Below are 26,053 nucleotides of genomic sequence, written 5' to 3'. Positions count from 1 at the left end.
ATAATTTCAGTTATTTACTACTTGCTTATGTCGGAAAGTGACAGAAGAGGGTTATTCTTGACTTGCTGGCGTGGCATTCCCAACAGTCAAATTGAAGTAAACATAATTTGGGTAAATATCCATAAAAGAGTGATGTTCGACATATATGCCACCACCGCATTCCAAAAAAGTGATGAACGGCTCATAAGGGTCAGTAAGACCAATCGCCGGGACTGCATCAAATTCCCGTAGACGACACCAAAATAAGTAATTACGTACCCCTAGCACAACATAGACACTGCCACGGAAGATTGATATCCGGTTGCTGTTGTATAACTCCTCCAGCCATTGCATTAGGGGAGACGGGAGTTCAATGTCAGGGCGAATCTGGAGAGCAAGATTTTGAAAAATATACTTCTGTTCGCTTTGTAAAAACTTTGCCCATTGTCTGACCCGCGACAGAAATTCTAACATCAGTTCTGTAAGTCTTTCGTCTTTTTCCCCCATTCCCAGCGTATCCCACTCAATAGCCTGAAGTCGTGCGAAGGCGATGTTCAAATCATCGTGTGAATTTGAATTAGTATTCATAAAAATATTTTTAAAGGATTTTTGCGCTAAAATCTCTGACTCAAGGATAATGAGATGGAGGAGGGTTCGCCATTGGGTAAAAATCTGCATGAATTCTAAGTTAAGCGCCCGAATTTGGGCAACCATAGTCAGCTTATTCCTTTGGGGAATAGTTAGCATCACCGCAACAGTTGGTTTTGCTCCAACAGCTTTGGCACTCGAATATAATAAGGAAATTTTGGTCGAGGCTGATTTTTCAGGACGTGATTTAACAGACTCTAGCTTTACTAAAGCTAATCTTCGCCAGAGCAACTTCAGTCACGCTAATTTGAACGGTGTCAGTTTTTTTGCAGCAAATTTAGAGTCTGCAAATTTGGAAGGTTCTGATTTAAGAAATGCCACTTTAGACTCGGCTCGTTTAGTCAGAGCAAATTTAACAAATGCACTGCTGGAGGGTGCTTTTGCTGCTAACGCCAGATTTGATGGTGCAGTCATTGACGGGGCAGATTTTACCGATACGCTGCTGCGTCCTGATGAGCAAAAAAAATTGTGCAAACTTGCCAAAGGGACTAATCCTATCACAGGACGAGATACGCGTGACACGTTGTTTTGTCCTTAGTATTTTTTAGCTGGGAATTGGGCATTAGGCATTGAGCATTGTGCATTGCTTATTCCCCATTCCCTACTCATAAAATATTGAGCAACTACCAACCACTCGCACCAATCTTTTGACAAACAATTTTCATCCCTTTCCCTGGTGAAGAACTTGCTACAAAAGGGATTTCTCCTTTTTCTTTATCCTCTTCAAGTAGCTGTCCTTCTGGGCCGTAAATCGCAATGCGATTGCGAAACAGCCGCGATTCTTTGCACGATGCATCAAAGGTAGTCTCGAAGATGCCATCTCCATAGATCCCGTAAAGCTTGTATATCGTGCCCTTAATCGTTTCCGTGTCCAGAGCTACGCTGTTTCCCAATTTATCATGCCCTACAGTGATATATCTTTCTGCATCTTGAGCGATCGCACTACCATTACTCAATAAAATAGCGATCGCACCTACTATGCCGCCTAACTTAAAATACATACAGTTTCAAAATATCAGATTTCATATATTTCTACCCGCGATCAAAGCGGTTCTGGCAGGGTAAAAGCACTGAAATCAAGACAGAACAAGCTGTTATACTAGTTAGTAACACCTTATAAGAAGCGTCAAGCACTAAATAAATAGCTGCAATACTTTTCAAAGTATGAGTGAAACACTTGCCGATATTGCCATACCGCCTCAGTTTCCCGATCGCACTCAACTACCAGAGTCTGATGGTGCGTTTGTGTTCGCAAAGCTGGCAAGCCGAAAAACTTAGTAATCACAGACAAAAGCTTACTACAGACTTCAACTAGTTTCACCGTAGTAGGCAAATCAGCGATGTCTACGACGGGCTACGCCTACGCACCTGATAACAAGTCAAGATTGTATCTGATTTTGTAAGTTACTTGCAAAATTTTCAAAGTTCTGAATTAAAATTGTTTACATACGTGCGATAGCTAAAAAAGCGAATTATGAATACTTTTATTGTCAAAGTAAGCGCTTTTTGGGATTCTGAGGTCAATGTTTGGGTAGCTAGCAGTGATAATCTACCTGGGTTGGTTACAGAAGCTTCTACTATTGAGATGTTAACAGCAAAACTCAAAGCTATGATTCCAGAACTTATTGAATTAAATAGAGTTGAATCTGACAACAAAGATTACATTGATTTATACTTAACAACGCATCGTCATGAATCAATCAAAATGGCTGGCTAATGAGTGTTTCCTTTACTCCTGAAGTTAAAAAACTTTTAACAGAAGCCGGATGTTATTTTAAAAGGCAAGGAAAAGGAGATCATGAAATTTGGTATAGCCCAATTACAGATAATAACTTTGTAGTTGATAGTAAAATAAAATCACGTCATACTGCAAATGGCGTGTTGAAACAAGCTGGTTTAGATAAGTATTTTTGAGTTTATTAAGAATTTTGTTCTCTGTTTAAGCTGCTAGATTCTTCATTTCATTGTAGAGCAGAAGCTACAAAGGTGTAGAGAGCAATGCTTTATTCTGTAGGAATTGGGAGAGCGTAGGCGAAGCCCGCCGCAGGCATCGCGCCAAAATGTGACAGATTAAGATGCTCATGATTTTATCAGAGGCGATCGCATCTGTGTTCAAATGGGAACCATAAGAAAATAAGCTAATAGATCACACTAGATTGGTTTCCCATGTCTGACGAACAAGAGCGTAATTCCGCTTTTAACGCTGCTGCCAACATTAACGCTCAACACGCCCAATTACAGGATTTATCCTTAAGTGCAGCCCGTAGATTATATAAAGGTGGGATTCGATCTGGTGATCCGATCAGAACCAGAGTGCAAGCCCAAGAAATGTTAGATAAAATCCCTCCATCTCAAAGAGCAGGGATTGATGGCAAATCTGTTGATGTTAATACTCAAAAATACCTATCAGATAAGCACGCTAGTCATATCAAACCGCATAGCAAAGGCGGCTCAAACGAACCCAAAAATATCAAGTGGGAAAACGCCAAAGATAATTTAGCCCGTGGCGATAAACCCATGACTTCGCAGGAGCAAATGAGACTAGATGCTAAATGGCATTTTGATAATCTAACAGGTGCAGTTAAAGCAGGTGTTAAAGCCGCGCCCCTGGGAGCAGCAATTGGTGTAGCGACGACAGTACCATTTTCGTTACTAACTAACGCGTTGCGGGTAGTTCGGGGTGAAATTTATGCACAAGAAGCCGCTATAGAAACATTGAAAGATACCGTAAAAAGCGGCACAGTTGGGGGTGTGACGGCATTTGTAACCACAACAGTAGCAGCAGCTTGTCCACCAATTGCGATCGCTTTAACCGCAGCCGCACCAGTTTTAGCTGTTGTTGGAACTGCGGGTATGATTTACGAGTTTTTCAAAATCCTCAATGACCATAAACAAACGGTGAAAATCTATTATGAATCTTTAACTCAACAAGAATTAGAAAGATTACAAGCAATTGAAAAAGAACTGATTTATGAACACCATAAAAATCTAGAGTTTTTAGCCCAATCAGAAGCAATTAATCAAGAAATTACAAATCGTCCAATTGCACCGGGAATCGAAGGGGCTATGCAACGGTTACGTGAATCAGTAGCTATTGCTCAGTCTTTAGGACTAGCATCAACTGATAGTAAGTTACTGCCTGATTCTCAACTTCTTTACCTTCCTCCTCATTCCTAGAGAATTAGTCAAAAATTGTATGATTTTTATAATTCCTCTTCTGTTTGGTGCTTTAGGGGCGGCAGTTGGTGCTGTCGCAGGTGCTTTTACTGCTCATGCTGCTGGAGAAAAGGACAGACAAGCAGGCAAGCATCACAGACAAGTTGCAAATGAATTAACAGACAAATACGCCAATTTAGAGAATAAATATTATGAATTTGCTGCTCAGAGCAAAAGGCAGATTAATGATTTAACTCGCCAACACGCATTAGATGAAGTAGAAAAAGACTGTTTGCGTTTAGCAGTACGACTGCAACAAAATCTCATTTCCTTAATGTGGGAGATTGATAGAGAACCTACAACAGATGCTTTAAACAGGTTTCAAGCCGCAGTGGAACAAACTAACCAAGTTCTCTACCAATTAAAAGAGGAGCTAATTATTGTTCCTAATGATTACTATGCAAGTCTTTTCACAGCAATAGCAGCAACTAAAAAAATCAACACTATAAAATCCAGCGATGCTGGCAGAAAAACTGTTCTCAGTGTTGATTTAGGCAGAATTTCCACAAAGACTTGTGTCAGTCGCGAACCCGGTAGTGTTGTGTTCGTACCTGCCAACGTTAAGCAAATGTCAATAGAACAGGTACGTGGTGGTGTTTTTCAAGTTCGTGCTATTGATCCTTTAATGAATTTGTGGCTGGAATATCAAGGCAATGGATATGCTGTAGGTCAACTGGCAGCAGATTTTGGAGCGAATCTAGGAATCGGACAATCTAAGGTAGAAGCTGCACTAGTAAAAGTATTAATAAGTGCTAGCTACTTTAAACTCAGAGACGATATCTCAGTTGTACTAGGTCTGCCCTTTCTTTCCTTAGAGCAATTTGAAAAGGAAAAAGCACAGTTGATTAGCCAAGTAGCTGGATCTCATGTGTTGAACTTCCGAGGCGAATCTGTCTCGCTCAACGTCAGTAAGGTATGGGTAATGCCAGAAGGCTACGGTAGCCTGTTGTGGTCTGAAGCTCAACCTAAGAAAAGTCCTAACAGTCCCGATTTTACAAAAATTTCGGTGGCGATCGTCGATATTGGACATCAAACTGTCGATTTGTTGATGATGGATAATTTCCGATTTATTAAATATCTTTCTAAGAGTGAAGACTTTGGTATGAACAAGTTTTATGAATTGGTGGCTGCGGAAATAGACGGTGCTGATAGTCAATCTTTGGCACTGATTTCTGCTGTTAACAAACCCAGAGGCGAACGCTATTACCGTCCTAAAAGCGCAACCAAACCCACTAACTTAGACGATTTTCTTCCTAACCTCACAGAGATGTTTTCTCGTGAAATCTGTAGCCGTGTTCTAGCCTGGTTGCCAGAGCGTGTAACTGATGTGATTATTACTGGTGGTGGCGGTGAATTCTACTGGGATGACATTCAACGTCTACTCAAGGAAGCAAAGATTTATGTCCATTTAGCGGCACCCGCTAGGCAAGCTAATGCTTTGGGGCAGTATATTTATGGTGAGGCGCAATTACGCCCCATTGATCGCCGTGCTAGGTCAGAAAACTGATGTTACTTTGAATTTATCCCAAAGCAAAGATAATTTTTGGTAGCTGTAAAAATTTATTTAAAATACCAGTAAAAAATGAAAATTCAACTTTCTCATAATGTTAAAGATAAACCTTATAAAGAGTGTATTACTCCTAAGCAAGGTAAAAACTTTAAGGCAAGAGAAGAATTGCTTGTCAATGTAGAAGATATTCAAAAGTTACCAGATAAATGGGAGTTTTGTTATTTTGATTTAGAAAAAGAAGTTACTTACCAATTTTATATAACGCACGATGAGATAAAAAATAATTCTAGAGAAGAAATAAATGTTTTATTAATTGTTATTGAATCTGAGTTTGAAGAACTAATTACAATACCCGAAATAAAGGAATTGATAGACTCTCAGAGAGTAGCGATATTTCTTACAATGACTACATTTGAATTCCTAGATACTTATCAACCCTTTGAGCGATATTATCAAAGGCTATCTTGAAATAGGTGCGTGACTATCAATTGATACAGCTTGTTAACAATCACCAATGCCCTATTCGCAGTTTTGCCCTATAAAAGTCAATCGCAACATTGAGCAGGAACTAGCTAAAAAATAGCGATCGCACTCCACCAAATACAATGAGTATGATAAGATGACACAATTATTTTAGGTGATTCCTACGGCGGTAAACTACGCACCACGCTTTCCTATAACACAAGATTTTTGTGCGTCGTGTTTGTCAGATATAGCGTAATTGCTACTTATTTGCTTGCTAAAAATTCTTGAACATTCAGAATCTCAATGCCCCTCCAGGGGTTTAGCACTAGCAAATCATCATCTCCGGTAACAATACACTCTGCTTGACCACTGAGTGCTAATTCCAAATATTTGTTATCTTTTAAGTCTCGGCATTCATTAATCTGCTCAGTCACGTCAATAAATTGACAGTTTTCTGTTAAGTTTTCTAGAAATTCTTGCCGCCTTTCTTTAGTGAGATATCTATCAAATTTGGGACGATATAAAACTTCTTCTAACTCCGATAATACAGAATTTGATAATAAGATAACGCCAATATCCTGAGCTTGATCTAATGCCTGACGTGGCTTGCTTTGACTAAACAAAAATGCACTAATTAGCACATTAATATCAAAAACGAACCGTCGATTATTTGTCATCATTCAAAATTGATTTTAAGATTTCAGGCGTTAATCCTCGCTCTTGTGCCTCAACACTAGCTTTATCCATCGTGTTTCTTAAACGTGCAATGGATTCAAGTCTCGGAGTTGTAAATTGAGACTGCATAATTGCCGCAATCTTAAGTTGCAATTGTTCTCGTTCTTCTTCAGTGGCATTGCGGTATGCCTCTGCTACCTCAGACGGAACTTTGATAGTAATTTCTTCTTTAGTAATCATGGTCTATCGCACTCCACCAAATACAATTAGGAACTAGTGTTGTACCTCAAAATTTATCTCACACTCCTAACCCACTCAGTAATTCCCTGAGCGATCGCTTTTGCCATTTTCTTCTGTTCTTCTGGGTTGACTACCTGCTCAAATTCATCGGGATTGCTCATAAAACCCAATTCCAGTAACACCGATGGCGCATCTGCTGGACGTGTCAGCGCCAGGTTATCCCAAAACACACCATAAGAAGGTCTGCCAAGTTTTTTGACTACATAATTCTGTAAAAATATGGCGAGGCTGTGGGCTTGAGGTTGATACCAAAATGCGCCGAAACCCTTAGTTTTTTCGGCATCACCATCATCGGGTAGAGAGTTGTGATGTATGGAAAGTGCGATCGCAGGTTCTTCTTGACTGATAATTGCCTGACGTTCTACTAGCGAAACTTCCTTGTCGTCCTCCCGTGTCATTACTACCGTTGCTCCTTCCTTCACCAACTCATCGCGCAGCAACTTAGATACCACCAAATTCACATCTTTTTCTAAATATCCAGTTGGGCCACTGGCACCAGATTCTTTACCGCCATGCCCTGGATCTAGTACAATCTTGAAATTAGCTAAAAGCTTGCGTCTTGTGTTCCCGATTTTAGGCGGATGACGCAAAGCCAAAACCAGGGTTGTACCGTCGTATCTCAGCTTATATCCCCACTGTTGAGCTTTTTTGAGGTTAAAGGTGTATTTTACTTGTCCTGGGGCTTCCTGTTGCCAGTCTAGGCGATAAATTAGGGGGTCATCATCCAGGCGAATTATGTCCGTTTGGGCAGTGGTATTGTAGAGAGTGAGAGCGAAAGCACCCTCACTTTGTTGCACGCTCACAGGTACGGGAACTTGCAAGGGGAAAACTATTTCTGTCGCACTAGGGAGTTGACGGTATCCGACACTGCGAATTATTGTTTGTGACGGAACTGCACCAGGTAGAATGCGGGTTTCTTTACTATTAATCCAAGCGCCATAATCTAGGCGCAACCATTCACCTTCCCTACCTGTAACTGTTGCGCGTGTGCCTTTGGGCAGTGGTGTGAGTCGGGAATAATCGGTGCTAGGGCCAGTACGAGCAACGCCTGACTCTACTGTAACCTCAAAAACTGGCAATTGCGCTCTTGAGAGGATTTCAATCTTACCAGATCCTGGTTGAGTTATCGTCTTGCCGTCAAGTGTCAGTTGAAATTGAGGTTTTCCCAGATCGGCGGCTGTTGCCACCGTAGTGCAACCTTGATAGTTGCCTAGGCTAGACTGGGCATGAGGCTGATTTTGACCTGTCAAAGCTGCCAAATTACTTGGTAGTTGTGCTTGTTGAGGTTGGGGTAAAAGGGCAATAGTTTGATTAGCCAGAGTTACAGAGACATTAGCGTTAGGGGGTGCGATCCCTTCGGGGAGCTTCGCTAACGCGCCAAAACAAATTACTTCTCCCGGTAATCTGGCAATGTCAACTGCGGGAGTCAGAGAATCTTTCGCAAAGGCTACCCCCTGTGGTAGTTCAGGGCTAGCGTTAAGCCCGATCACCTTAATTTTAAGTTCTTGATTGTGGTAACGCACAGTAAAAAGATTCTCCCCCAACTGCAAGGGGAAACTAGGGGAAAAATGACCAGCTTTGCTGCGGGTAATTGGCTTACTATTGATCAAAACCTGACCATCTGGTGGTGCAGTGCCCAGAAAAAAGATTTTTTGGGCACTTGTCTGGTAGTTTGTCTGGGGAAAAACGACTATAAGAGATGGCTCTGCCAATGCTACCGAGGAGGTGAGAATACAGCCTAATATTACTAATCCTAAGAGGTTTTTCACAGCAAATCACAGAAGATGACACCACAACAACTGTGGCACAATGACGGGATGTATTTTTAGAAGTTGTTAGAAATTCAAACTACTATGACTAAGTTTATCTTTGTTACTGGAGGCGTAGTTTCCAGTATTGGTAAGGGCATTGTAGCAGCAAGTCTAGGGCGTTTGCTCAAGTCGCGCGAATATTCGGTGTCGATTCTCAAACTCGACCCTTATATCAATATCGATCCTGGGACGATGAGTCCCTTTCAGCATGGGGAAGTATTCGTTACCCAAGATGGTGCGGAGACAGATTTGGACTTGGGGCATTACGAACGCTTTACCGATACCTCAATGTCGCGCTTAAATTGTGTGACTACTGGCTCAATTTACCAAGCAGTCATTAATAAAGAACGGCGCGGAGATTACAATGGCGGTACTGTACAGGTAATTCCTCATATTACCAATGAAATTAAAGACCGGATTCTGCGAGTTGCTAAAAGTACAAATCCTTCTGTAGTAATTACAGAAATCGGCGGGACGGTGGGAGATATTGAATCGCTGCCGTTTTTGGAAGCAATTCGCCAGTTCCGTAAAGAGGTGGGGCGCCAGAATGTGCTGTATATGCACGTAACTTTGGTGCCGTGGATTGCCTCTGCGGGTGAAATGAAAACTAAGCCGACACAGCATTCAGTTAAAGAACTCAGATCCATTGGCATTCAACCAGATATTTTAGTTTGTCGGAGCGATCGCCCTTTACCCAAGGGATTAAAGCAGAAATTGTCGGGATTTTGCGATGTACCGGAAGAATGCGTTATCACTTCTCAAGATGCCAAAAGTATCTATGAAGTACCGCTAAATCTAGAACGGGAAGGAATGGCAGAACAAGTGCTGAACTTGCTGCAAATGGAACAACGTAAACCAGATTTGACGCAGTGGCAAACCTTGGTACAACGTTTGCATAGTCCTAAGCACGAGGTAGAAATTGCCATTGTTGGTAAATATGTGCAGTTAAGTGATGCCTATTTATCTGTAGTGGAAGCGCTGAACCATGCTGCAATCTCCACTTATGGCAAACTGCGTCTGCGTTGGGTGAATTCAGAAGAATTGGAAACTGAACCAGCCGAAAATTATCTTAAAGGTGTCGATGGCATAGTTGTACCAGGAGGTTTCGGGGTTCGAGGAGTCGATGGTAAAATTGCCGCGATTAAATACGCCCGTGATCGCCAAATTCCCTTTTTGGGTTTATGCCTGGGAATGCAATGCTCTGTAATTGAGTGGGCCAGAAACGTAGGGGGATTAACAGATGCTAACAGTGCTGAATTTGACCCTTACACAACCGATCCAGTAATTAATTTATTGCCAGAACAGCAGGAAGTTGTGGATTTAGGGGGTACAATGCGCTTAGGATTATATCCTTGTCGTGTTCTCCCTGATACTTTAGCTTTTAAGCTCTATCAAGAAGATGTGATTTATGAACGACATCGACATCGCTATGAGTTCAACAATGCTTACCGCGATTTGTTGTTAAAGTCTGGCTATGTAATTAGTGGTACTTCTCCTGATGGACGTTTAGTTGAAATTGTGGAATTAACCAAGCACCCATTTTTTCTTGCTTGCCAATTTCATCCAGAATTTCAATCACGCCCCAGTACACCTCATCCTTTATTTAAAGGATTCATTCAAACAGCGATCGCTCTTTCTCTTTCGACATCTAGCACACCAACACCATTGGAGGTGTCATAACAATTCAAAATTCAAAATTCAAAATTCAAAATTAATTGCAACATTAACTTAAGACTTCAGTAGATTTGGATATCCAGGGTGCATCATTCGTAAATTTCGGACTTGAGGAGATGTTGTGGCGTACTGGGTGAAAATCCTTTACGAGAGGAAAGAATATGTAGTAAATTTTGAACGTGTCCATGCTTTTTGTTATGAACTGAATGGCAGAGTTACTTTTTGGCTACCCGATAGTGCCATTCCCATAATAATTAACCCACAAAATAACCTGGAAGATTATCAAAAAATTCTCGATTATTTAGAATGTGTGACAGGATTAGAATTAGAGCGTGCCCACTGGGTGAAAATAATTTACGAAAAAAATGAATATGTCATTAATCTCAACTGCATCAGTTCCTTTTGTCACGAACCGAATGGCAGGATAACTTTTTGGTTGCCAGATGGCACTATTCCTATTATCATCAACCCTGTGAGTAATCCTGAATCTTATGAAAAAGTTGTGAAATACGTTCAAAAAGCAACAGGATATTCTTTGTCTTGAAATTACTGTGTAGCAGAACACAAGGTAACAATAAAATAGCTCACTGCCATTCATCAAAAATTTGTTTTATCCGCTCAATTGCCGTGTCTGCTGCTTCTTCTGGAGATATGCTATTGACAACTATTCCATTGAGAGCTTTACCCCAAACATTCTCTTCTAAAACTAGGCTGTAAGCAGGATTTTGGACAATATAAAATGGACGAGTATCTTTAGTTAGTGTTTGAGTTGCAGTGGAAAGATGAGGATCTGCTGGATTTGTCCAAAAAGGCTCTTTCCAAACAGGCTTCATTACTGGTAAATACCGACCTCCGGTAGCTTTGAGATAGTTTCCTATAATCTCAGGTTTAATTAAATATGCGAGAAAGTCTTTGGCTACCTTCTGGTTTTTAGACTCGGCAAACAAAACTATTTCATTAATCGAGACTAAGAAGCGCATCGGTTTACCATTAGGTTTATTCGGAAATTCTAAGATACCAAGCTTGTGACGATAGGTGTCAGAATCTTGGCGGACAGCAGCAGAAATCGAGAGCGAACTGTTAGGCGTCATAACCACGCCACGATTGAGTAAGCTGCGATTATTGTCTGGATTTAACCAGTTTACTGCGTCTGGTGGTACGTAGCCTTGCTGGAAAAATTTCGCATACCACTCTAAGCTTTTAACAATACCTTGATACACCTTGGGATCGTTGAGCAGAAGTTGACCCTTGGAGTCTAAAATTTGGACATTGTATGCCTCTAAAATCTGTTCAAATAAGTAGTAGGTATCCGTAGAACCAGTGGAGAAAGGAAAGCCTAACCCGTAAATATTCTGTTTTTGCTGTGCGCGCAAATCATCCTGCACTTGTTTCCAAAACTCCCAGAAAGCATCCCAATCTTTAGGGATATCGCTTTGAGTTCGACCTACTTTCTCTAGTAAGTCTCGCCAGTAAAAGATGTGAATTGTTAATTGATTAATTGGGACTGCATAGTAACTCGGTTTTTTATCAACGTTGTTATATAAACGAACTGCTTTCAACACACCTTCAGAATAAATACTTTTGACTGGCTCAATTACATCAGAGACATCTGCCAATTTACCTTCCCAGGCAAGACGTGGATACAGCTCCCTCTCAGCACTGCTATTTATGACGAGATCGGGTGAATTACCTGCCTGAAGTGCCCTTTGAGTCTTTTGTGGCAATTCATCGTTAGTATAGAAAGTAAGTTTAATTTTGTTGCCGCTTTGTTGTTCCCAGTTACTAATGATCTTCTGGAGCGCTTCATCCTCTTCCAAGGTATAACCTTTATCTGACCAAATCTTCAGGACTTTACTGTTAAGAGGAGACTCGGTGACTGAAGATTGGTTAGATTTTAAGATGTTAATGCAGGCAAGAATTATCAAGCTGAGTATTAATGCCACTAGTACGTAGCGATGGCTAGCTCTTATTAGTATTATGGTAAAAGTTTGCTTGACTCTTTGCTGATTCTTCAAGCCTTTAGCCATTGGACTGGCTTTGGTTCTGAATAACATGCTCATTTTATGATTTTTGCCAGAAAAACATCTTTACTGCATCTTCTGACATTACATAGCGTTTATTCAAGCTTAAATAGTTGCTTTTCACTCACTTTTCAACATCAGTTAGAATTGCTAAGTAAGTGGGCAAGAATAAATTAAACTATGTTACGTAATGTAAAATTAATTAAATTACCTCGTAGTTAGAGCTTAATTTTTCTTCTAATTTGTAAAGACAGATGTCTCTAGCTGGGGTTGTTTGAACCATAATTTAAAATCTTGAATAGTTTTGCCATGCCAACTTTGCTGCACCTACTATCCCAGCAAAATTGCCTAACTCCGCTGGCAATATCTGTAAACCCTCTCGTGATAAAGGCTGCACTCGCTTCTCAATTTCTGCCTTCACACTTGGTAAGAAAAACTCAAAGCTACCACTGATACCGCCACCAATCACGATCGCTTGTGGTGTGAGTACATAAATCAAACTCGTCAAACCAATTCCCAAATTAGCACCATATTCTTGCCAAAAAGTCAATGCTGCGGCATCTCCTTGTTGGGCAAGAAAACCCAATTCGATGGGTTCCTTGAGAGTGCGGCGGTGAATTGCAGTAGCACAGGCATATTGTTCCAAAGAGCCTCGATTGCCACTATTACAAATTGGGCCATCAGGATTTAATGAAATTAAACCCAATTCCCCGGCGGCTCCTTGATGTCCAATAAATAGTTTGCCATCAAGGATAATTGCGCCACCAACCCCAGTACCTAAAGTTAGCAGAATCAGATTTTGAAAGTGGCGACCGGCTCCCAGCCAAGCTTCTCCCAAAAGAGCGCAATTAGCATCATTAGCGATCGCAGTCTGTTTGCCAGTTTTAGCTTCTAACCAGTCTGCTAAAGGCACATCGATCCATCCAGGTAAGTTAATGGCGATTTTGGCAATGCGTCCTGCGGCATCGGATGGCCCAGGAGTACCAACACCAATCGCAACAGCTTGATTATCTGGATCGATTTGAGCGATCGCATCTACCAGAACCGCCAACACCGCTTCCGGCGTTGTTGGTTGAGGAGATACCACAGTCAAAGATTGCAGACAAGTACCATCATCTGCAAAACGCCCCAGCTTAATTGCTGTTCCCCCGACATCAATGCCAATTACTTGAGAACTCACCACTTTAAAATCCTCAGACCAAACCATAGCCACCTAGCAAACCTTTGCGTACTCTTGGCGCTTACCTCTGCGCTCCTCTGCTTTTCAATTTCACCCCTCAATTCGCCATTATTTTTTGTAAATCTATACTTAGCATCTTGGCGCGAAAAAATACTCAAATTTTTATTCTATTGAGTGCAAGTTGTTTTCATCACCGATTTTAAGATACGGGGCTTTCAACTCCGCTCTCTGTAAATTAGCAACAGTTGTGGTACGAAAACTCGATTGTTCCTGCCAAGCCGTAATTGGCGCACCTCTTAAGATACCAGCAAGAGCAACGGAAAGGATAAACCCGCCAGTAGCGGCAGCAATTAACGTTAGATTATCTTTCATACAAATCTCTGTATTGTTATTTGTCATTAGTCATTTGTCCAAAACTAATGACCAGTGATTACTGTCGGATTCTATTTTCTCTCCGTAAACGGGGATTGACAAATTCATTTAACCCCTCACCAAGTAGTGATAACCCTACCACCATGAATGTCATCGTTAAACCAGGGAAAAGCGTAGTCCACCAAATGCCAGTAGGTAGAGCTTCTAAGGCTTGTTTTAAATCATGTCCCCATTCTGCCACTTCTTCGGGAAGTCCTAGCCCCAAAAAGCCCAAACCGCCCAACACCAAAATCGCATCAGCGGCATTGAGTGTAAATAGGACGGGTACACTTTGAATGACGTTGAAAAACAGATAACGAGAAAGCACAACCCAAGTGGAAGCGCCCATTGCTTGAGCTGCTTCGATGAACACTTCAGTTTTCACGCTTACGGTGTGGTTGCGGACAACGCGATAATATTGGGGTATGTAGGCAATGCTAATAGCGATCGCTGCATTCAATATCCCACGACCCACCACAAAGGCCAGTGTCACAGACAGCAGTAGTCCCGGTAAGGTGTAGATGCTATCCATAATAAATAGCAGCACTTTATCCAATTTACCGCCGAGATAACCACTCAGCATCCCCAAAGGCACACCGATAATCATACTCAGCGCTGTTGCCAAAATTACCACCTGCAAAGCAGCTTGAGCGCCGAACAATGTCCGGGAGAACACATCATAACCCAGGCGACTAGTACCAAACCAATGTTTCGCTGAGGGTGGCTCGTGAATTGGATTAGAGAGAAAATCTTTGGGGTTTTGCAGCCATCCCCAAGCTTGCAATACGGGAGCGAAAAATGCCAGGAAGATGAAAAATAGGGTAATGGCTAACCCGATGAGCATGAGTTTTTGCGAAAGATTGAGACTTTTGCCGAACTGTAAAAATGTTGGTAGTCGCCGTTTTGTAATGGCCATAAAGCGATCGCCTGGAGCAAAGCTTGATACGCTGACCATTTTACATATTTAGATAGGGGATTGCGTAAACATCTTTAAATAAAAGTCCGACTACTTCACGTGGATACAGATATAGACTGAGTTAGAGGTGAAATTATGCCTGATTTTTGCCAGTGCTTTTAACTACGATTCAGAGTCCTACAATATTCGCGATAATCTTTATCAACGAATCAGTCCTCTTGATGATGCAGCCTTTAATTTTTTTGACACACTTTCAGTATTTTAACTGTGGTCTTGGCTGTTAATACTTAATTAATATGTAGCACAATATTTTTTATTATCTTAGTCATTGTGAAACCTCTTCTACAGACTTACTTAGAACAAGAAATCTGGATACTAGTGAGAGATAAGTGGTATTTCGCCACAATTATCGGAGTTTGGGATGATTTATTGTCCTTTAAACATAGAACTTACAACAAAGATACAGAGGAGGATACTTTCTGGGAAATGGTTGTGAAAATCAGTGAAGTAATTGCTATTGATAAAGTTAGGTCTATTATTAGTAGAAAACCAGAGATGCTTATTTCACGGCTCCTAGAAACCGATCAAAGTACAAGCGATCCTCATCAAGATAATTAATATTAATTAGCTCAATTTAGGAGATAGACTCATTCTTTGCACCTGTATCAAGATGCAAAAAATGAGCAGTAAAGTTGTCGGCTATGACGCAATACAGTTCAGAATGAGCAACAAAACCCTGATGTAGAGACGCGATTTATCGCGTCTTAAAATACCAATTATCTACACCAATAACTTATAATCCAAACGTATTGGGCTATGGCAGGTGTTGGATATTGGGAACTGTCCAATACCTACTATCTCAAAGATTACTTTCAATCAACTGGCGATATTCGCTCTTTTGCTTCACGCCTTTGACTTCCTTCACCAGTTCCTTATTTTTGAACAATTGAACCGTTGGCGTTCCTGTCACACCAGCATTTTCAGCAATATCTCGGTCTTTGTCGATGTCAATTTCCACAAAGTGAATCTTGCTATCAAATTCATCCACCACTTTATTTAAAATTGGCTTCAGGGTATGACAAGGGCCACAACCAGGAGAAACGTATTTAACCAGGAGTAAGCGATCGCTTTCATGGAACAATTTGCGTAAAGCATAACCTCCCTGATGGCGCGTCCCATCCAAATTAAATCCAGCTTCTTCCTCAGCTTCAGTTTTTTTGGCTGGCTGATGTTCTAATTCATTATCTGCTGTTTCTGGTTGTTGATGGAATTCTTGAATCAAGCCACTAGATGACAACCAACGTTCTGCCAACATTGCCGCCATACAGCCAGTACCCGCAGCCGTGATTGCTTGCCGAAACTCATGATCTTGTACGTCGCCAGCAGCAAAAACGCCTTCTACACTGGTTTCTACAGAACCAGGCTTAGTGACAACGTAACCTATCTCATCCAGTTCTAATTGTCCTTTAAATAGAGAGGTATTGGGACTGTGACCAACGGCGTAAAATAAACCCTTAGCGTGCAGTTGGCTCTCTTCACCAGTTTTAGTATTGCGGACTTTCACCCCTTCCATGTGACCGTTACCGAAGATATCTACGGCTTCTGTGTTCCAATGCACTTGGATTTTCGGGTTGTTCAAAACGCGGTCTTGCATAGCTTTAGAAGCCCGCATTTTATCGGTGCGTACCAACATATTTACCTTAGAACCGTATTTAGTGAGGTAAATTGACTCTTCTGCCGCCGAGTCACCAGCACCAATCACAGCCAATTCTGCGCCGTGGAAAATTGGTGTTGCACCATCGCAAATTGCACAAGCGGAAATACCCCGACTCCAAAATTCGTGTTCGTTGGGTAAACCCAAACGCTTTGCTGTTGCACCCGTAGCAATAACGATGCTGTTGGTTTTAATTTCCCTTTCTTGCGATCGCACTGTAAATGGACGCTGACTCAAGTCAACTGAGATAACATCTTCAGTATATAGTTCAGCCCCCCACCGCTCCGCTTGCGCCTTCATTTGATCCATCAGTTCCGGCCCGGTAATTCCTTTAGGAAATCCAGGAAAATTTTCAACTTCCGTCGTTGTCATTAGTTGCCCACCAGGTAAACCCCCAGCTTGGAAACCCTCAAATACAACGGGTTTCAAGTTAGCGCGTCCAGCATAGATGGCGGCTGTGTACCCTGCTGGGCCAGAACCGATAATTACCAAGTTTTCTACAGTTGTGTTAGTCATGAAAATATACGAACTCATAACGACTACGCTTAATATAGCATAATAAACTGTGATTGGCTACGTCAGATGGGAAGCGATCGCAAGTTAGAAAAATCGGGAATACAGAGACAGCGCTTATATGTTGCCGCTTGATGTGCGAGGAGTATTTATGATAGCTATAAGAGTATTTGCTGTCGTGTTATGTCTTTTACTATTACAGACTTAGAGCAGCTACAAACCGAGCATCCAGAATGGCAGATGGAGCTGGTAGAGGGGAAAATCATAGTTATGGGGCCATCAGATTACGAGTCAGAGGAAATTGGCGCTCGTCTAATTACCTTTTTGAATAACTGGGTAATGTCGCGCAAGCTAGGACGTATAACTGGTTCTAGCGCAGGATTTATTCTACCGAATATAGAAGAGGACGACTCGGAAAAAAGAAACTTGCGTGCCCCTGATGTGTCTTTTGTTAAAGCTGAACGATTGAAGAAGACCAAGCGCGATTTTGTAGAGTTGGTTCCAGACTTGATGGTTGAGATTAAATCTAAAAGTGACAGAATCAAACCACTTGAAGAGAAGATTCAGCTATTCTTGCAACTTGGGTCTACAGTCGGTATATTGATTGACCCTGACAAATTGACAGTAACGGTTTATCGAATAAATCAAGATCCAGTGGTGATGCACAATGGCGACATCCTCACACTACCAGACTTGCTGCCAGGTTGGGAACTGGCAATATCAGAACTGTGGCCACCTGAGTTTGAATAAGATACTCTCACAATCGAAGTTGAGAATCTCACCCTTGGTCAACAGCAGAGATTTAGTGATGTTTGTGTCATTTCGGATGCAAGGATTCTGGATCGTGTAATTGTATCTCCTCAAACTTTTTTTCTGGAGGTGATAGGAAAGCGATCGCAGCTGGGTAAGTTACATCTAGAACACCCAAGCACTTCCTACTCCAGGAAAACACTTATGAAAACCGAATTAAAAGCTAAGTTTCTCCAACACATCCTCAACAAAAAGAATGAAAATGAGGGTTTTACACTTATTGAATTACTAGTAGTAATTATCATCATCGGTATTTTGTCTGCGATCGCTCTACCTTCTTTCTTGAACCAAGCTAACAAAGCCAAGCAGTCAGAAGCTAAAACTTATACAGGTTCGATGAACCGTGCCCAGCAAGCTTTTTACTTAGAACAGAACGCATTTGCAGCTCAAGCTGACTTTGGTAAGTTAGGTCTTGGTGTGGCAACACAAACCACAAATTACATATACAAAATTGATGGTGGTGGTGCTAGTGCCAGTATTGTAACTAACCAAGCAAAAACAGTAATTGATAATGCACCTCTCAAAAGTTATGTTGGTGGTGTGGGTATAGCAACACAAGCTGCTACAAGTGAAGCTACTACCATAGCTATTTTATGTGAAGCAAATCAGGCAAGAGTTAACACTGGTGCAGATGTAGCAGCAGCTACATATACTGCAAACGGACCTAGTTGCCCCGCCAACTTTACCTCTTTGAAATAAGTAGAAACATGATTTACTACGTAAGAATATAGTTCGGTTAAGCCACTTCATCGCAAAACTAATTCTTTATGTAGTTTGCATTTAACTAAATTATGTATTTTTTAAAGTGGGTAGATTTTTCTATCCACTTTATTTCCATAATGTGAGTCATTCACAATATATTACCCATACACTTTTCCCCAACAATCACAATGATTACTAATACATATAATTGGCAAAATCAGGCTGAAGAATACTTCATTCAAGAAAACTATCTGGAATCGTCAAAATTATATGAGCAAGCAATTGCTATAGAACCAAATGCTGTTTCATATTATTGGCATTTAGGATTGATATTATTATTACAAGGTCAAGAGGCAGAAGCTCAAATGACTTGGATGCTGCCAATGACAGAGGCAGACGAAAAGCATTTAGAAATTTGGACAATTGAACTGTTTGAATTTTTGCAAATAGAAGCAGAAAGGCGCGAAAATCTAAGGCAATACTCCATAGCCTGGTTAATTCGTCAGCATATGCGGGAAATTAATCCTAGTGATATCAATAATTTACTCCAGATTTTATTGCTTTCTCTCAAACTCGAAAAATTGGAAGAAATTGATGATTTGCGTGAGTGGGGATTAATTAAATTTTTAAATGAAAAGCAAAGTGCAAATGTCAATACCGAACTATTAACACAAGTTTTACAAGAAGTTTTAAGTACTATTCCTTTACATCCAATAAATTTAGATTTAGCAGAAGCTTGTTTACCTTACTTTTCTGATATTTATCAATGCTTCGATATACTGCTTACGGCTGCTCTGCAAATTGGTCATACTTTACTACAGCCTGTACTAGCATCATCTCTTCTGGAATTGCATTTACGATTGGAGCCAGAAAATGTAGAAATTTTGCGGCATTTAGCGATTTTTTATCAAGATGCTCGTAATTATTCCCAGGGTATAGAGACAGCTAAGTTGTGTTATTCCTTATCAGAAGGCTTGGCTGATAAAATTTTTGCACTCCATTTGCTGTTAAGAGGTCTAATGTCAGCAGGGGGATATTGGCAAGAAATATGTACAACTTGTCAAGAGTTAGAAACTGTATATAAAAAGTTTATCCAAGCCAAACCAATTGCTTTAGAAGAAGCAAGAATATTACGGTTGCTTACACCATCTTTTGCGATACCTCACATTAAAGATACTCCTGCTGAATTCCGAGCTATTCATAATAAAGTAGCTGAAATTTTTAATCACGCTCTTCAAGCTATTGCTAAATCAAAAGAAAAAAACTACGATCGCCAAATTATTAATCATTCCTCTTTAACTACTAATTCAAAAAAATTAAAAATTGGTTATATATCTTACGCTTTAAGAAATCATTCTGTTGGTTGGCTAGCTCGCTGGCTATTTCAGCATCATAATCGAGATAAATTTGACATTCATACTTATTTTGTTAACTATAAATTAGTAAATGACTATCTCCAGGACTGGTATTTAGGTCAGGCAGGAAAAGCACGTCAATTAGGTATGAATGGTCTAGAAATTGCTGACCAGATATATCAAGATGAAATTGATATTTTAATTGACCTTGATAGCATCACTCTAGATATTACTAGTGAAGTGATGGCACTCAAGCCAGCCCCCATTCAAGTTACTTGGCTGGGGTGGGATGCATCAGGCATACCTGCAATTGATTACTTTATTGCAGATCCTTATGTACTGCCAGATGATGCACAAGATTACTATACAGAAAAAATCTGGCGATTACCTCAAACTTACATCGCAGTAGATGGTTTTGAAGTTGGTGTACCAACTCTCCGCCGCGATGACTTGGATATTCCTATGGATGCCGTTGTATATCTCAGCGCCCAAAGAGGATATAAACGCCATCCAGAAACGACAAAGTGGCAAATGCAAATTATTAAACAAGTACCTAACAGCTACTTTTTGATTAAGGGACTTGCTGAACAGGAAACAATTAAACGCTTCTTTTACCAAATTGCCGAAGAAGAAGGTGTAGATTGTTCTCGGTTACGATTTTTACCACAAGTTCATTCAGAGTCAGTTCATCGTGCTAATTTAGGCATTGCTGATATTGTATTAGATACATTTCCCTACAACGGAGCGACAACAACCTTAGAAACATTGTGGATGGGTATTCCTTTAGTGACAAGAGTTGGCGAACAATTTGCAGCGCGTAACAGCTACACCATGATGGTGAATGCGGGTATCACAGAAGGTATTGCCTGGACAGATGAAGAGTATATAGAATGGGGTGTGCGCTTAGGGAAGGATGAGGCTTTACGTCAGCAAGTCGCTTTGAAGCTGAAAGCATCTCGGCAAACAGCCCCGTTGTGGAATGGTAAGCAGTTTACCCGTGAAATGGAGAAAGCTTACGAACAAATGTGGCAGAACTATAGCGGTTCTCAATCGCATGGAATACAGACCTAACCCCCACCCCCTTCCCTACAAGGGAAGGGGAGTAAAATTCAAATGCCTCTCTCCTTGTAAAAGAGAGGTTAGAGTGTATTGCATCCAAATGAAAAGCGATATATGATTTACCACTACACAAGCAAAGTCCACCTCCGTGGACTGTAAGGTTTTTAACCCGCGTAGGCGAATTTTGCCCTATAGCGAGATCACAGTTTCAGCAGATTGGCCCGACGTATGATGAGGGCGAAGATGCAAAGTGATTTCCGTATCGAGTCGCTTGAGGAAAATGAGGAGTTTGCCTTCACTGAACCGTTGAAACTCTCCTTTCATCAAATGAGATACTTCTGGTTGGGGAATGCCAAGAAGTTCGCTAATTTCGCGCTGTTTCAAATTGCGTTGAGAGAGGAGGCGAAGTACTTCAATCCCTATCTTGCCCCGCGTAAAAAGTTCTGAAGCATTCGACAAACCGAGGTCAGCAAATACGTTGCCACTGCTTTCTTCAAAAACGGGTTCCTGTGTCATTATTGTTTTTCCCTTGGCATTGCATCCTTATAACGTTGTTTAATAATCAGTAAAGTGCTTGCTACAAACTTAAGCTATCTACATCGCAGGATGGAAGAGTTTCTGCTTTGGCTTGTGCGATCGCCTGGTGATTATCTGTTGCTAAAGTAATTCGAGTATGAATTCTAAGCAAAAGAGTTTTCCATTGTGTATCACTCATCTTACTAAGCAGAGAAATTTCTGGCCCTTCAGTTATATCTACATCATCTTCCATGAGTAAATTCATGGTCAAAGACGATAAAAGCATATCGGCTTCTTCTTCAGAAATATTTTGAGTATCTATGAGAAGAGTTATGTGGCTTTTATCTGGGTGAGTGGTGAGAGTAGAAATGACACTTGCTAAATCTTGATATAGTAAATCTTCTGGCTGTAACCAGTCTGGGAAAATAATTAGATTAATATCTCCTAAGCGGAAATTTTGACTCAGAGTATCTGCAAGATATTTACTAAATAGTTCTTGAAAGAGGCTGCCTATTTTAGCTGAGTAAGCGCGGCTATCTAGAAAACTAGGATTAGCTTGCATTTTTTCCTTGATCTGGGCGCTCTTTTGTTGGCAAAACTCAGGGTTATTGCCGAGTGCAACTGCTAACTGTATATAAGACTCTTCACTATCTGTGACTAAATCAGGTATATTTAATGCTTGCACCATTGCAGCCCCCATTGCAGAGCGAAAACTAGTTCCCCGTCTAGCAATTACTGGTAAATTAACCTGTAGTGGTTCTATCAAAGAAGTTGTTCCAGAAAATGGAAAAGAATCTAGATAAATATCCGCAATTTTAAAGTATTCTTTAACTTCTTGTCGATTTGGCACTGGCTGAGGATCTAAAACTATTAATTGTTCTGCTGGTATTCCATGCTTTGAAAATACTTTAATTAACTGATTTACAAAGGCTTTTTTAGGATAATTGTTTGACCAATTCGGGCCAAATGGCAGAAGCACTAAAACAGAGTTAGAAACTCCAGAAATTATTTTTGCCCAAGTATTAATTAGTTCCGGGATAATTTTAAAGAAGTTAGCACCAGAGATAAAAATAACTGTTTCTTCGGATATACCTAAACTTTCTCGATCGACTTTGACAGTTATATTTTCTTCTTCATTACCATAACTAAAGCAATGAGCAGACCCTTCAAGTTTCACTAACTTTTCTTTATATTGCTGTTCTGCCGTTGGTGATGGATCGGTTAGCGTACCAGAAATGTAATAATCTATATGCCGTATTCCTGTTGTTACCACAGATCCGCCACTTGTGATTTGTATTCTGGCTAACCGATGCATTGATAAGAAGCAGATTTGATTGGTTACTGCCGTCACATTGGTAGCAATAAACAATATATCGAGATCATCAGCACGAATAATATTTACCTGTTCTACTAAATCTTGTGGTAGTAGTTTAAAGGAGTTGGCACAGCTTTGGCAATATTGCTCTAGTTGATGACCAGTTTGATTAAGAGAGTACAAAATTACTTCAAAATCTCTACTGATATGCTCATAAACAGGTAGGTAAGCAAATGTTTCAGAACCAGGTAGAAAATGTGCAGCCAGGACACCCAAACGAATTTTTTTTCTGGTTATAGGTCTATCAGCAAAATCGTAATCTACCTCATAACCCTTAACTTTTAGTAAATATTCTATAATTTCTGCACGTTTAACATAGATATCTTTAAGATTATGCTCATTAAAATATAGTGGAATAAAATTAGAAATTGACACAAAATTACTAACTATTTTATCCCACGATTGAGAATCAGAATTTTGTAATATCGATGTGTGTAAATAATTAATCCATCCTTGGAGAAAGTAATAGTAATTATCTGCTTCACCCGGCTTTTGAAAGTGAACTGGGGAAGAAAATAGGAATTGTAAATAGTCCTGAACTAACCAACGGGGTATGTGAGAGAGGTCATACTGTAATGGTAGCTGGTCAGCACGGCAATACAGCATAGCTGCTAGTAAACTCTGAATTGCTTTTGGTCGATCAAAACCTTGTGATATACTTGTAACGATATTATTAACAAAAATCTGTTCATCATTAGTCAAGCTTTCATGTTTGATGCTACTAGTTACTAACATTTTATATGTTTTACCTAGCAGACCCACGTACATATCTGTTATTTGATCGTCTGAAGAATTTAGACATTCTTCTGCTATTTGTTTCCGCAAATTCTGCAATTCTGCATTTTTTTCGCTCAAAGCCGCGTATCTATAAAGGGCTTGTTGTCTAGTTGCTTGAGGATATCTTTGATCGCTGTAAATTGTCTGAAAAAACCTTTTATAATCTAATATAATAGCATCTTTTAAAGCCGTATTGCGACGAGTTTGTTGTTGTGGGTGTATCCTAAAGTGAGATAAAACTTGATCGACAAAACCAACTTGGTATTGGCTCATAATTCTGAGCCACATTTCCAAATCTACAAGTTGACAAAACTCAGAATTAAATAATCCTACTTTTTCAAAAACATCTTTTCTAATTAGTACTGTGCTTGGTTCTCCAATTTTATTAATTGGATTATCAAGTATATTTGGATCTAGTAAAAGTTGCTGTCCTGATTGAATTGTCTTTAATGTTGACCAAGCTTTGTGTACATCTTTAGCTTCGTGATACATTAAAAAATTTGAATCATAAACGGTATGATCAATATTAGTGAAGAGTGTTCGCGGCGAAAAAACTAAACCTATTTCTTCATCTTGTTCAGCCAAATTAACCATTTCTTCAATAGCAGTTGGCTCTAATAAATCATCTTGAAATAAAAACTTTATATATTTACCTTTAGCTTGAGAAATACAATAGTTCCAATTTTGAGCTAGTCCATACTGATTATGTCGAAAAATTGAGAATTCAAAACATGATTCTTGCTTGAATAAATTAGCGATATTAACAGTATCGTCACGAGAATTATCATCAGATATGATAATTTCTATATTTAGATAACTTTGTTTTAAAATACTATGGAGAGCTTCTGCAATAAATTTTTCACCATTATAAGTAGGGATACAAATACTAACAAGAGGTGATTCCTTTCTTATTGTTCGTTCTACTTTAGTTATAATATTTTTTTCACTTAGATGCTGTTGTTTATCGTAATAGTTTGTTTGTGCAGGCTGATTATCTTGTATTCCTAAAGATAAAATATCTTCAATTACATAAGTGTTTGTAATAGCAAAAAACTTATCAAAAAATGATTGTAAATCATTTTTGTAGTATGGTTTAAGTTCCTCTGGGATAGGCGTTGTTTGTCTTAATTCAATTTTTTTTAGTAATTTTGGTAATATTTTTGGTATATGATTTTTTTGATAATGTCTTCTCGAATAAACAGATTCTGTCTTTAACACTTCAGAACTAATGTTTCTTAAGTATCTATAAAGTTCGTCGGGTGTTTGCCAGCGAAAAGCTTCTGGATAAGCAATATCTGTACTACAAAGTTGGCGAGAACGATAATTATTATGAACTACAATTGGTGTACCAGATGCCATAACCTCAATACCTGCACGACCACCGCCTAAAGGAAATGACTCTAAATATATATCAACTTTATGTTCGGACATTGCTTTCCCTAAGCTTTTAACCCAGGGAATGTGAATAAATCGTTCTAAACTAATTCTAAATTTCTCTAACCCTCTTTCTATAACACTAAGTGTATCCTGTGATAAATCTCCAATATGTATATGAAATCCACCAGTAGAGGCAATTATTTTAGGCACTTCATGAATATAAGAATATAAATAAGGAATTTCTTTAAACTTATTTTCACTGCCAGAAGAACAAGTTCTTAATTGGCCGTCTGAAACAAAAGAAGAGGAACACCTATCAGAAACGTTATCAACCACTAAGGGAAGATAAATATTGTTGGAAATTCCTAAATTATTACGACAGTTATAGAAAGAACCGGGGTCACTATCTATATGTTGTGCATAGGAAAGATATACGCCAAGACAAAGAAGATGACCAGCATGATGATAAAAAATTAAGTTTGGTGTTAAATTTGGCTGTACTGCCGCTACTGCTACAGCATCCTGTGGATGATTAAATAGAAATACTTGATTTGCAGGATTGGCTATCAAAGCTTCCTGAAGCCACTTCAACTTGTCTATTGATGTGCCTTTTGTTGACCAAAGTATCTGCACGTTCAAGGGTCTAAATCTCTCTTCAACTGCTGAACGATCAGTTGAATTAAAGGTATCAGTAATCAGAATTAAATGTTTCTTCTCTGGTCGAGCTTTTATTAAATCCTCAATAACGGCAGTGTGTCCTCCAGTTTTATATAGTTGAGTAGCTATATATATAATAAGATTATCATTTGAGTTATATTGATTTTCAAAAAAAGGTTTTTGATTTTTAAGAAGTTCGTTACCAATGCGTTGACATAATTTATCTAAAATAACTGAGCCAAATACATTAGTTATCGTAATTACACTTGCTTTACCATAGGCTATTTTATGAGCAAAGTGAATAATTAGATTTAGAGCTAAATTTAAATCACCTGCATCTATGGTTTTTAATATTTCTAATTCAAACTCTGCTAATGACATAGTATTGTTTC

24 protein-coding genes are annotated in these 26,053 nt (G+C 39.7%); 12 read left to right on the top strand and 12 right to left on the bottom strand.

What is annotated here, in order from left to right:
- Positions 1 to 51 precede the first annotated feature (51 nt).
- Positions 52 to 567: a hypothetical protein gene (locus RMX89_RS30410; RefSeq protein ID WP_322691560.1), complete on the bottom strand. Its 516-nt coding sequence runs from the start codon at positions 565 to 567 to the stop codon at positions 52 to 54.
- 88 nt (positions 568 to 655) lie between these two features.
- Between RMX89_RS30410 and RMX89_RS30405 the strand changes: the two genes are divergently transcribed.
- A complete protein-coding gene (locus RMX89_RS30405; RefSeq protein ID WP_322691559.1) occupies positions 656 to 1,165 on the top strand; it encodes a pentapeptide repeat-containing protein in 510 nt (169 codons plus the stop codon).
- Positions 1,166 to 1,250: 85 nt separating this feature from the next.
- Here the strand turns inward: RMX89_RS30405 and RMX89_RS30400 are convergent, their stop codons facing one another.
- Positions 1,251 to 1,628: a hypothetical protein gene (locus tag RMX89_RS30400; RefSeq protein ID WP_322691558.1), complete on the bottom strand. Its 378-nt coding sequence runs from the start codon at positions 1,626 to 1,628 to the stop codon at positions 1,251 to 1,253.
- Positions 1,629 to 2,101: 473 nt separating this feature from the next.
- On the opposite strand from RMX89_RS30400, the gene RMX89_RS30395 reads away from it, so the two are divergent.
- The 5 genes from RMX89_RS30395 to RMX89_RS30375 all read left to right on the top strand — a co-directional run bounded on the left by RMX89_RS30395 (position 2,102) and on the right by RMX89_RS30375 (position 5,821).
- Positions 2,102 to 2,344 (top strand): DUF1902 domain-containing protein, encoded by a 243-nt coding sequence (locus RMX89_RS30395; RefSeq protein ID WP_322684573.1) that lies wholly within the window; start codon positions 2,102 to 2,104, stop codon positions 2,342 to 2,344.
- On the top strand, positions 2,344 to 2,541 hold the full coding sequence (locus tag RMX89_RS30390; RefSeq protein ID WP_322691557.1) for a type II toxin-antitoxin system HicA family toxin: 198 nt from the start codon (positions 2,344 to 2,346) through the stop codon (positions 2,539 to 2,541). Before RMX89_RS30395 ends, RMX89_RS30390 begins: the two co-directional genes overlap by 1 nt.
- Positions 2,542 to 2,793: 252 nt before the next feature.
- Positions 2,794 to 3,804 carry a hypothetical protein gene (locus RMX89_RS30385; protein WP_322691556.1) on the top strand — a complete coding sequence of 337 codons (1,011 nt, stop codon included), beginning with the start codon at positions 2,794 to 2,796 and terminating at the stop codon, positions 3,802 to 3,804.
- Between the two features lie 457 nt (positions 3,805 to 4,261).
- A complete protein-coding gene (locus RMX89_RS30380) occupies positions 4,262 to 5,350 on the top strand; it encodes a ParM/StbA family protein (protein ID WP_322691563.1) in 1,089 nt (362 codons plus the stop codon).
- A 75-nt stretch (positions 5,351 to 5,425) separates the two neighbouring features.
- Complete coding sequence (locus RMX89_RS30375; protein ID WP_322691555.1) at positions 5,426 to 5,821, top strand: hypothetical protein; 396 nt, start codon at positions 5,426 to 5,428, stop codon at positions 5,819 to 5,821.
- A 260-nt stretch (positions 5,822 to 6,081) separates the two neighbouring features.
- Here the strand turns inward: RMX89_RS30375 and RMX89_RS30370 are convergent, their stop codons facing one another.
- Genes RMX89_RS30370 through RMX89_RS30360 form a run of 3 tightly spaced genes read right to left on the bottom strand, consistent with a single transcriptional unit; the run spans position 6,082 to position 8,562 of the window.
- Complete coding sequence (locus RMX89_RS30370; RefSeq protein WP_322691554.1) at positions 6,082 to 6,498, bottom strand: putative toxin-antitoxin system toxin component, PIN family; 417 nt, start codon at positions 6,496 to 6,498, stop codon at positions 6,082 to 6,084.
- Entirely contained in the window at positions 6,485 to 6,733 is a 249-nt protein-coding gene (locus RMX89_RS30365; RefSeq protein ID WP_322691553.1) for a hypothetical protein, read from the bottom strand. The genes RMX89_RS30370 and RMX89_RS30365 overlap by 14 nt, the downstream gene beginning before the upstream one ends.
- 53 nt (positions 6,734 to 6,786) lie before the next feature.
- Positions 6,787 to 8,562, bottom strand: coding sequence for an N-acetylmuramoyl-L-alanine amidase (locus RMX89_RS30360; protein ID WP_322691552.1), 1,776 nt, complete (start codon positions 8,560 to 8,562; stop codon positions 6,787 to 6,789).
- Positions 8,563 to 8,646: 84 nt separating this feature from the next.
- Between RMX89_RS30360 and RMX89_RS30355 the strand changes: the two genes are divergently transcribed.
- The gene (locus RMX89_RS30355) at positions 8,647 to 10,284 is read left to right on the top strand and encodes a CTP synthase (RefSeq protein WP_322691551.1); all 1,638 of its coding nucleotides are present in this window, start codon (positions 8,647 to 8,649) and stop codon (positions 10,282 to 10,284) included.
- Positions 10,285 to 10,399: 115 nt separating this feature from the next.
- Positions 10,400 to 10,822 carry a hypothetical protein gene (locus RMX89_RS30350; RefSeq protein ID WP_322670423.1) on the top strand — a complete coding sequence of 141 codons (423 nt, stop codon included), beginning with the start codon at positions 10,400 to 10,402 and terminating at the stop codon, positions 10,820 to 10,822.
- 40 nt (positions 10,823 to 10,862) lie between these two features.
- On the opposite strand, the gene RMX89_RS30345 is transcribed toward RMX89_RS30350, so the two are convergent.
- From RMX89_RS30345 to RMX89_RS30330, 4 genes are all read right to left on the bottom strand, one after another.
- Complete coding sequence (locus RMX89_RS30345) at positions 10,863 to 12,338, bottom strand: ABC transporter substrate-binding protein (protein WP_322691550.1); 1,476 nt, start codon at positions 12,336 to 12,338, stop codon at positions 10,863 to 10,865.
- A gap of 247 nt (positions 12,339 to 12,585) precedes the next feature.
- On the bottom strand, positions 12,586 to 13,506 hold the full coding sequence (locus RMX89_RS30340; protein WP_322691562.1) for an ROK family protein: 921 nt from the start codon (positions 13,504 to 13,506) through the stop codon (positions 12,586 to 12,588).
- A 135-nt stretch (positions 13,507 to 13,641) separates the two neighbouring features.
- Positions 13,642 to 13,878: a hypothetical protein gene (locus RMX89_RS30335; protein WP_416212014.1), complete on the bottom strand. Its 237-nt coding sequence runs from the start codon at positions 13,876 to 13,878 to the stop codon at positions 13,642 to 13,644.
- 31 nt (positions 13,879 to 13,909) lie between these two features.
- Complete coding sequence (locus tag RMX89_RS30330; protein WP_292726601.1) at positions 13,910 to 14,806, bottom strand: ABC transporter permease; 897 nt, start codon at positions 14,804 to 14,806, stop codon at positions 13,910 to 13,912.
- A 330-nt stretch (positions 14,807 to 15,136) separates the two neighbouring features.
- Between RMX89_RS30330 and RMX89_RS30325 the strand changes: the two genes are divergently transcribed.
- Positions 15,137 to 15,424: a hypothetical protein gene (locus tag RMX89_RS30325; protein ID WP_322670427.1), complete on the top strand. Its 288-nt coding sequence runs from the start codon at positions 15,137 to 15,139 to the stop codon at positions 15,422 to 15,424.
- 241 nt (positions 15,425 to 15,665) lie between these two features.
- On the opposite strand, the gene trxB is transcribed toward RMX89_RS30325, so the two are convergent.
- Positions 15,666 to 17,036 (bottom strand): thioredoxin-disulfide reductase, encoded by a 1,371-nt coding sequence (gene trxB / locus RMX89_RS30320; RefSeq protein ID WP_322684565.1) that lies wholly within the window; start codon positions 17,034 to 17,036, stop codon positions 15,666 to 15,668.
- 180 nt (positions 17,037 to 17,216) lie between these two features.
- Here trxB and RMX89_RS30315 point away from each other — a divergent pair, with 180 nt between their 5' ends.
- The 3 genes from RMX89_RS30315 (at position 17,217) to RMX89_RS30305 (ending at position 20,971) form a co-directional block, all read left to right on the top strand.
- The gene (locus tag RMX89_RS30315; protein ID WP_322670429.1) at positions 17,217 to 17,783 is read left to right on the top strand and encodes a Uma2 family endonuclease; all 567 of its coding nucleotides are present in this window, start codon (positions 17,217 to 17,219) and stop codon (positions 17,781 to 17,783) included.
- A gap of 204 nt (positions 17,784 to 17,987) precedes the next feature.
- The gene (locus tag RMX89_RS30310; protein WP_322684564.1) at positions 17,988 to 18,542 is read left to right on the top strand and encodes a type IV pilin-like G/H family protein; all 555 of its coding nucleotides are present in this window, start codon (positions 17,988 to 17,990) and stop codon (positions 18,540 to 18,542) included.
- 191 nt (positions 18,543 to 18,733) lie between these two features.
- Positions 18,734 to 20,971, top strand: a complete 2,238-nt coding sequence (locus RMX89_RS30305) for a tetratricopeptide repeat protein (RefSeq protein ID WP_322684563.1) — start codon at positions 18,734 to 18,736, stop codon at positions 20,969 to 20,971.
- Between the two features lie 177 nt (positions 20,972 to 21,148).
- Here RMX89_RS30305 and RMX89_RS30300 read toward each other — a convergent pair whose 3' ends face one another.
- Both RMX89_RS30300 and RMX89_RS30295 read right to left on the bottom strand, forming a co-directional pair.
- Positions 21,149 to 21,475: a helix-turn-helix domain-containing protein gene (locus RMX89_RS30300; protein ID WP_322684562.1), complete on the bottom strand. Its 327-nt coding sequence runs from the start codon at positions 21,473 to 21,475 to the stop codon at positions 21,149 to 21,151.
- Between the two features lie 61 nt (positions 21,476 to 21,536).
- Positions 21,537 to 26,042: a glycosyltransferase gene (locus RMX89_RS30295; protein ID WP_322691549.1), complete on the bottom strand. Its 4,506-nt coding sequence runs from the start codon at positions 26,040 to 26,042 to the stop codon at positions 21,537 to 21,539.
- Between the last annotated feature and the right edge of the window lie 11 nt (positions 26,043 to 26,053).

Source organism: Nostoc sp. DedSLP04 (assembly GCF_034530775.1).
Lineage (GTDB): Bacteria > Cyanobacteriota > Cyanobacteriia > Cyanobacteriales > Nostocaceae > Nostoc.
This window is presented reverse-complemented; position numbering and strand designations above follow the sequence as displayed.

Excerpts from the sequence above, each read along its gene's own strand:
- RMX89_RS30310 (WP_322684564.1), top strand. The coding sequence starts at position 17,988 with ATGAAAACCGAATTAAAAGCTAAGTTTCTCCAACACATCCTCAACAAA.
- trxB (WP_322684565.1), bottom strand. The coding sequence starts at position 17,036 with ATGACTAACACAACTGTAGAAAACTTGGTAATTATCGGTTCTGGCCCA.
- RMX89_RS30405 (WP_322691559.1), top strand. The coding sequence starts at position 656 with ATGAATTCTAAGTTAAGCGCCCGAATTTGGGCAACCATAGTCAGCTTA.
- RMX89_RS30410 (WP_322691560.1), bottom strand. The coding sequence starts at position 567 with ATGAATACTAATTCAAATTCACACGATGATTTGAACATCGCCTTCGCA.
- RMX89_RS30385 (WP_322691556.1), top strand. The coding sequence starts at position 2,794 with ATGTCTGACGAACAAGAGCGTAATTCCGCTTTTAACGCTGCTGCCAAC.
- RMX89_RS30315 (WP_322670429.1), top strand. The coding sequence starts at position 17,217 with ATGTCTTTTACTATTACAGACTTAGAGCAGCTACAAACCGAGCATCCA.
- RMX89_RS30365 (WP_322691553.1), bottom strand. The coding sequence starts at position 6,733 with ATGATTACTAAAGAAGAAATTACTATCAAAGTTCCGTCTGAGGTAGCA.
- RMX89_RS30355 (WP_322691551.1), top strand. The coding sequence starts at position 8,647 with ATGACTAAGTTTATCTTTGTTACTGGAGGCGTAGTTTCCAGTATTGGT.
- RMX89_RS30295 (WP_322691549.1), bottom strand. The coding sequence starts at position 26,042 with ATGTCATTAGCAGAGTTTGAATTAGAAATATTAAAAACCATAGATGCA.
- RMX89_RS30400 (WP_322691558.1), bottom strand. The coding sequence starts at position 1,628 with ATGTATTTTAAGTTAGGCGGCATAGTAGGTGCGATCGCTATTTTATTG.
- RMX89_RS30300 (WP_322684562.1), bottom strand. The coding sequence starts at position 21,475 with ATGACACAGGAACCCGTTTTTGAAGAAAGCAGTGGCAACGTATTTGCT.
- RMX89_RS30390 (WP_322691557.1), top strand. The coding sequence starts at position 2,344 with ATGAGTGTTTCCTTTACTCCTGAAGTTAAAAAACTTTTAACAGAAGCC.
- RMX89_RS30395 (WP_322684573.1), top strand. The coding sequence starts at position 2,102 with ATGAATACTTTTATTGTCAAAGTAAGCGCTTTTTGGGATTCTGAGGTC.
- RMX89_RS30340 (WP_322691562.1), bottom strand. The coding sequence starts at position 13,506 with ATGGTTTGGTCTGAGGATTTTAAAGTGGTGAGTTCTCAAGTAATTGGC.
- RMX89_RS30330 (WP_292726601.1), bottom strand. The coding sequence starts at position 14,806 with ATGGCCATTACAAAACGGCGACTACCAACATTTTTACAGTTCGGCAAA.
- RMX89_RS30305 (WP_322684563.1), top strand. The coding sequence starts at position 18,734 with ATGATTACTAATACATATAATTGGCAAAATCAGGCTGAAGAATACTTC.
- RMX89_RS30370 (WP_322691554.1), bottom strand. The coding sequence starts at position 6,498 with ATGATGACAAATAATCGACGGTTCGTTTTTGATATTAATGTGCTAATT.
- RMX89_RS30345 (WP_322691550.1), bottom strand. The coding sequence starts at position 12,338 with ATGAGCATGTTATTCAGAACCAAAGCCAGTCCAATGGCTAAAGGCTTG.
- RMX89_RS30375 (WP_322691555.1), top strand. The coding sequence starts at position 5,426 with ATGAAAATTCAACTTTCTCATAATGTTAAAGATAAACCTTATAAAGAG.
- RMX89_RS30335 (WP_416212014.1), bottom strand. The coding sequence starts at position 13,878 with ATGACAAATAACAATACAGAGATTTGTATGAAAGATAATCTAACGTTA.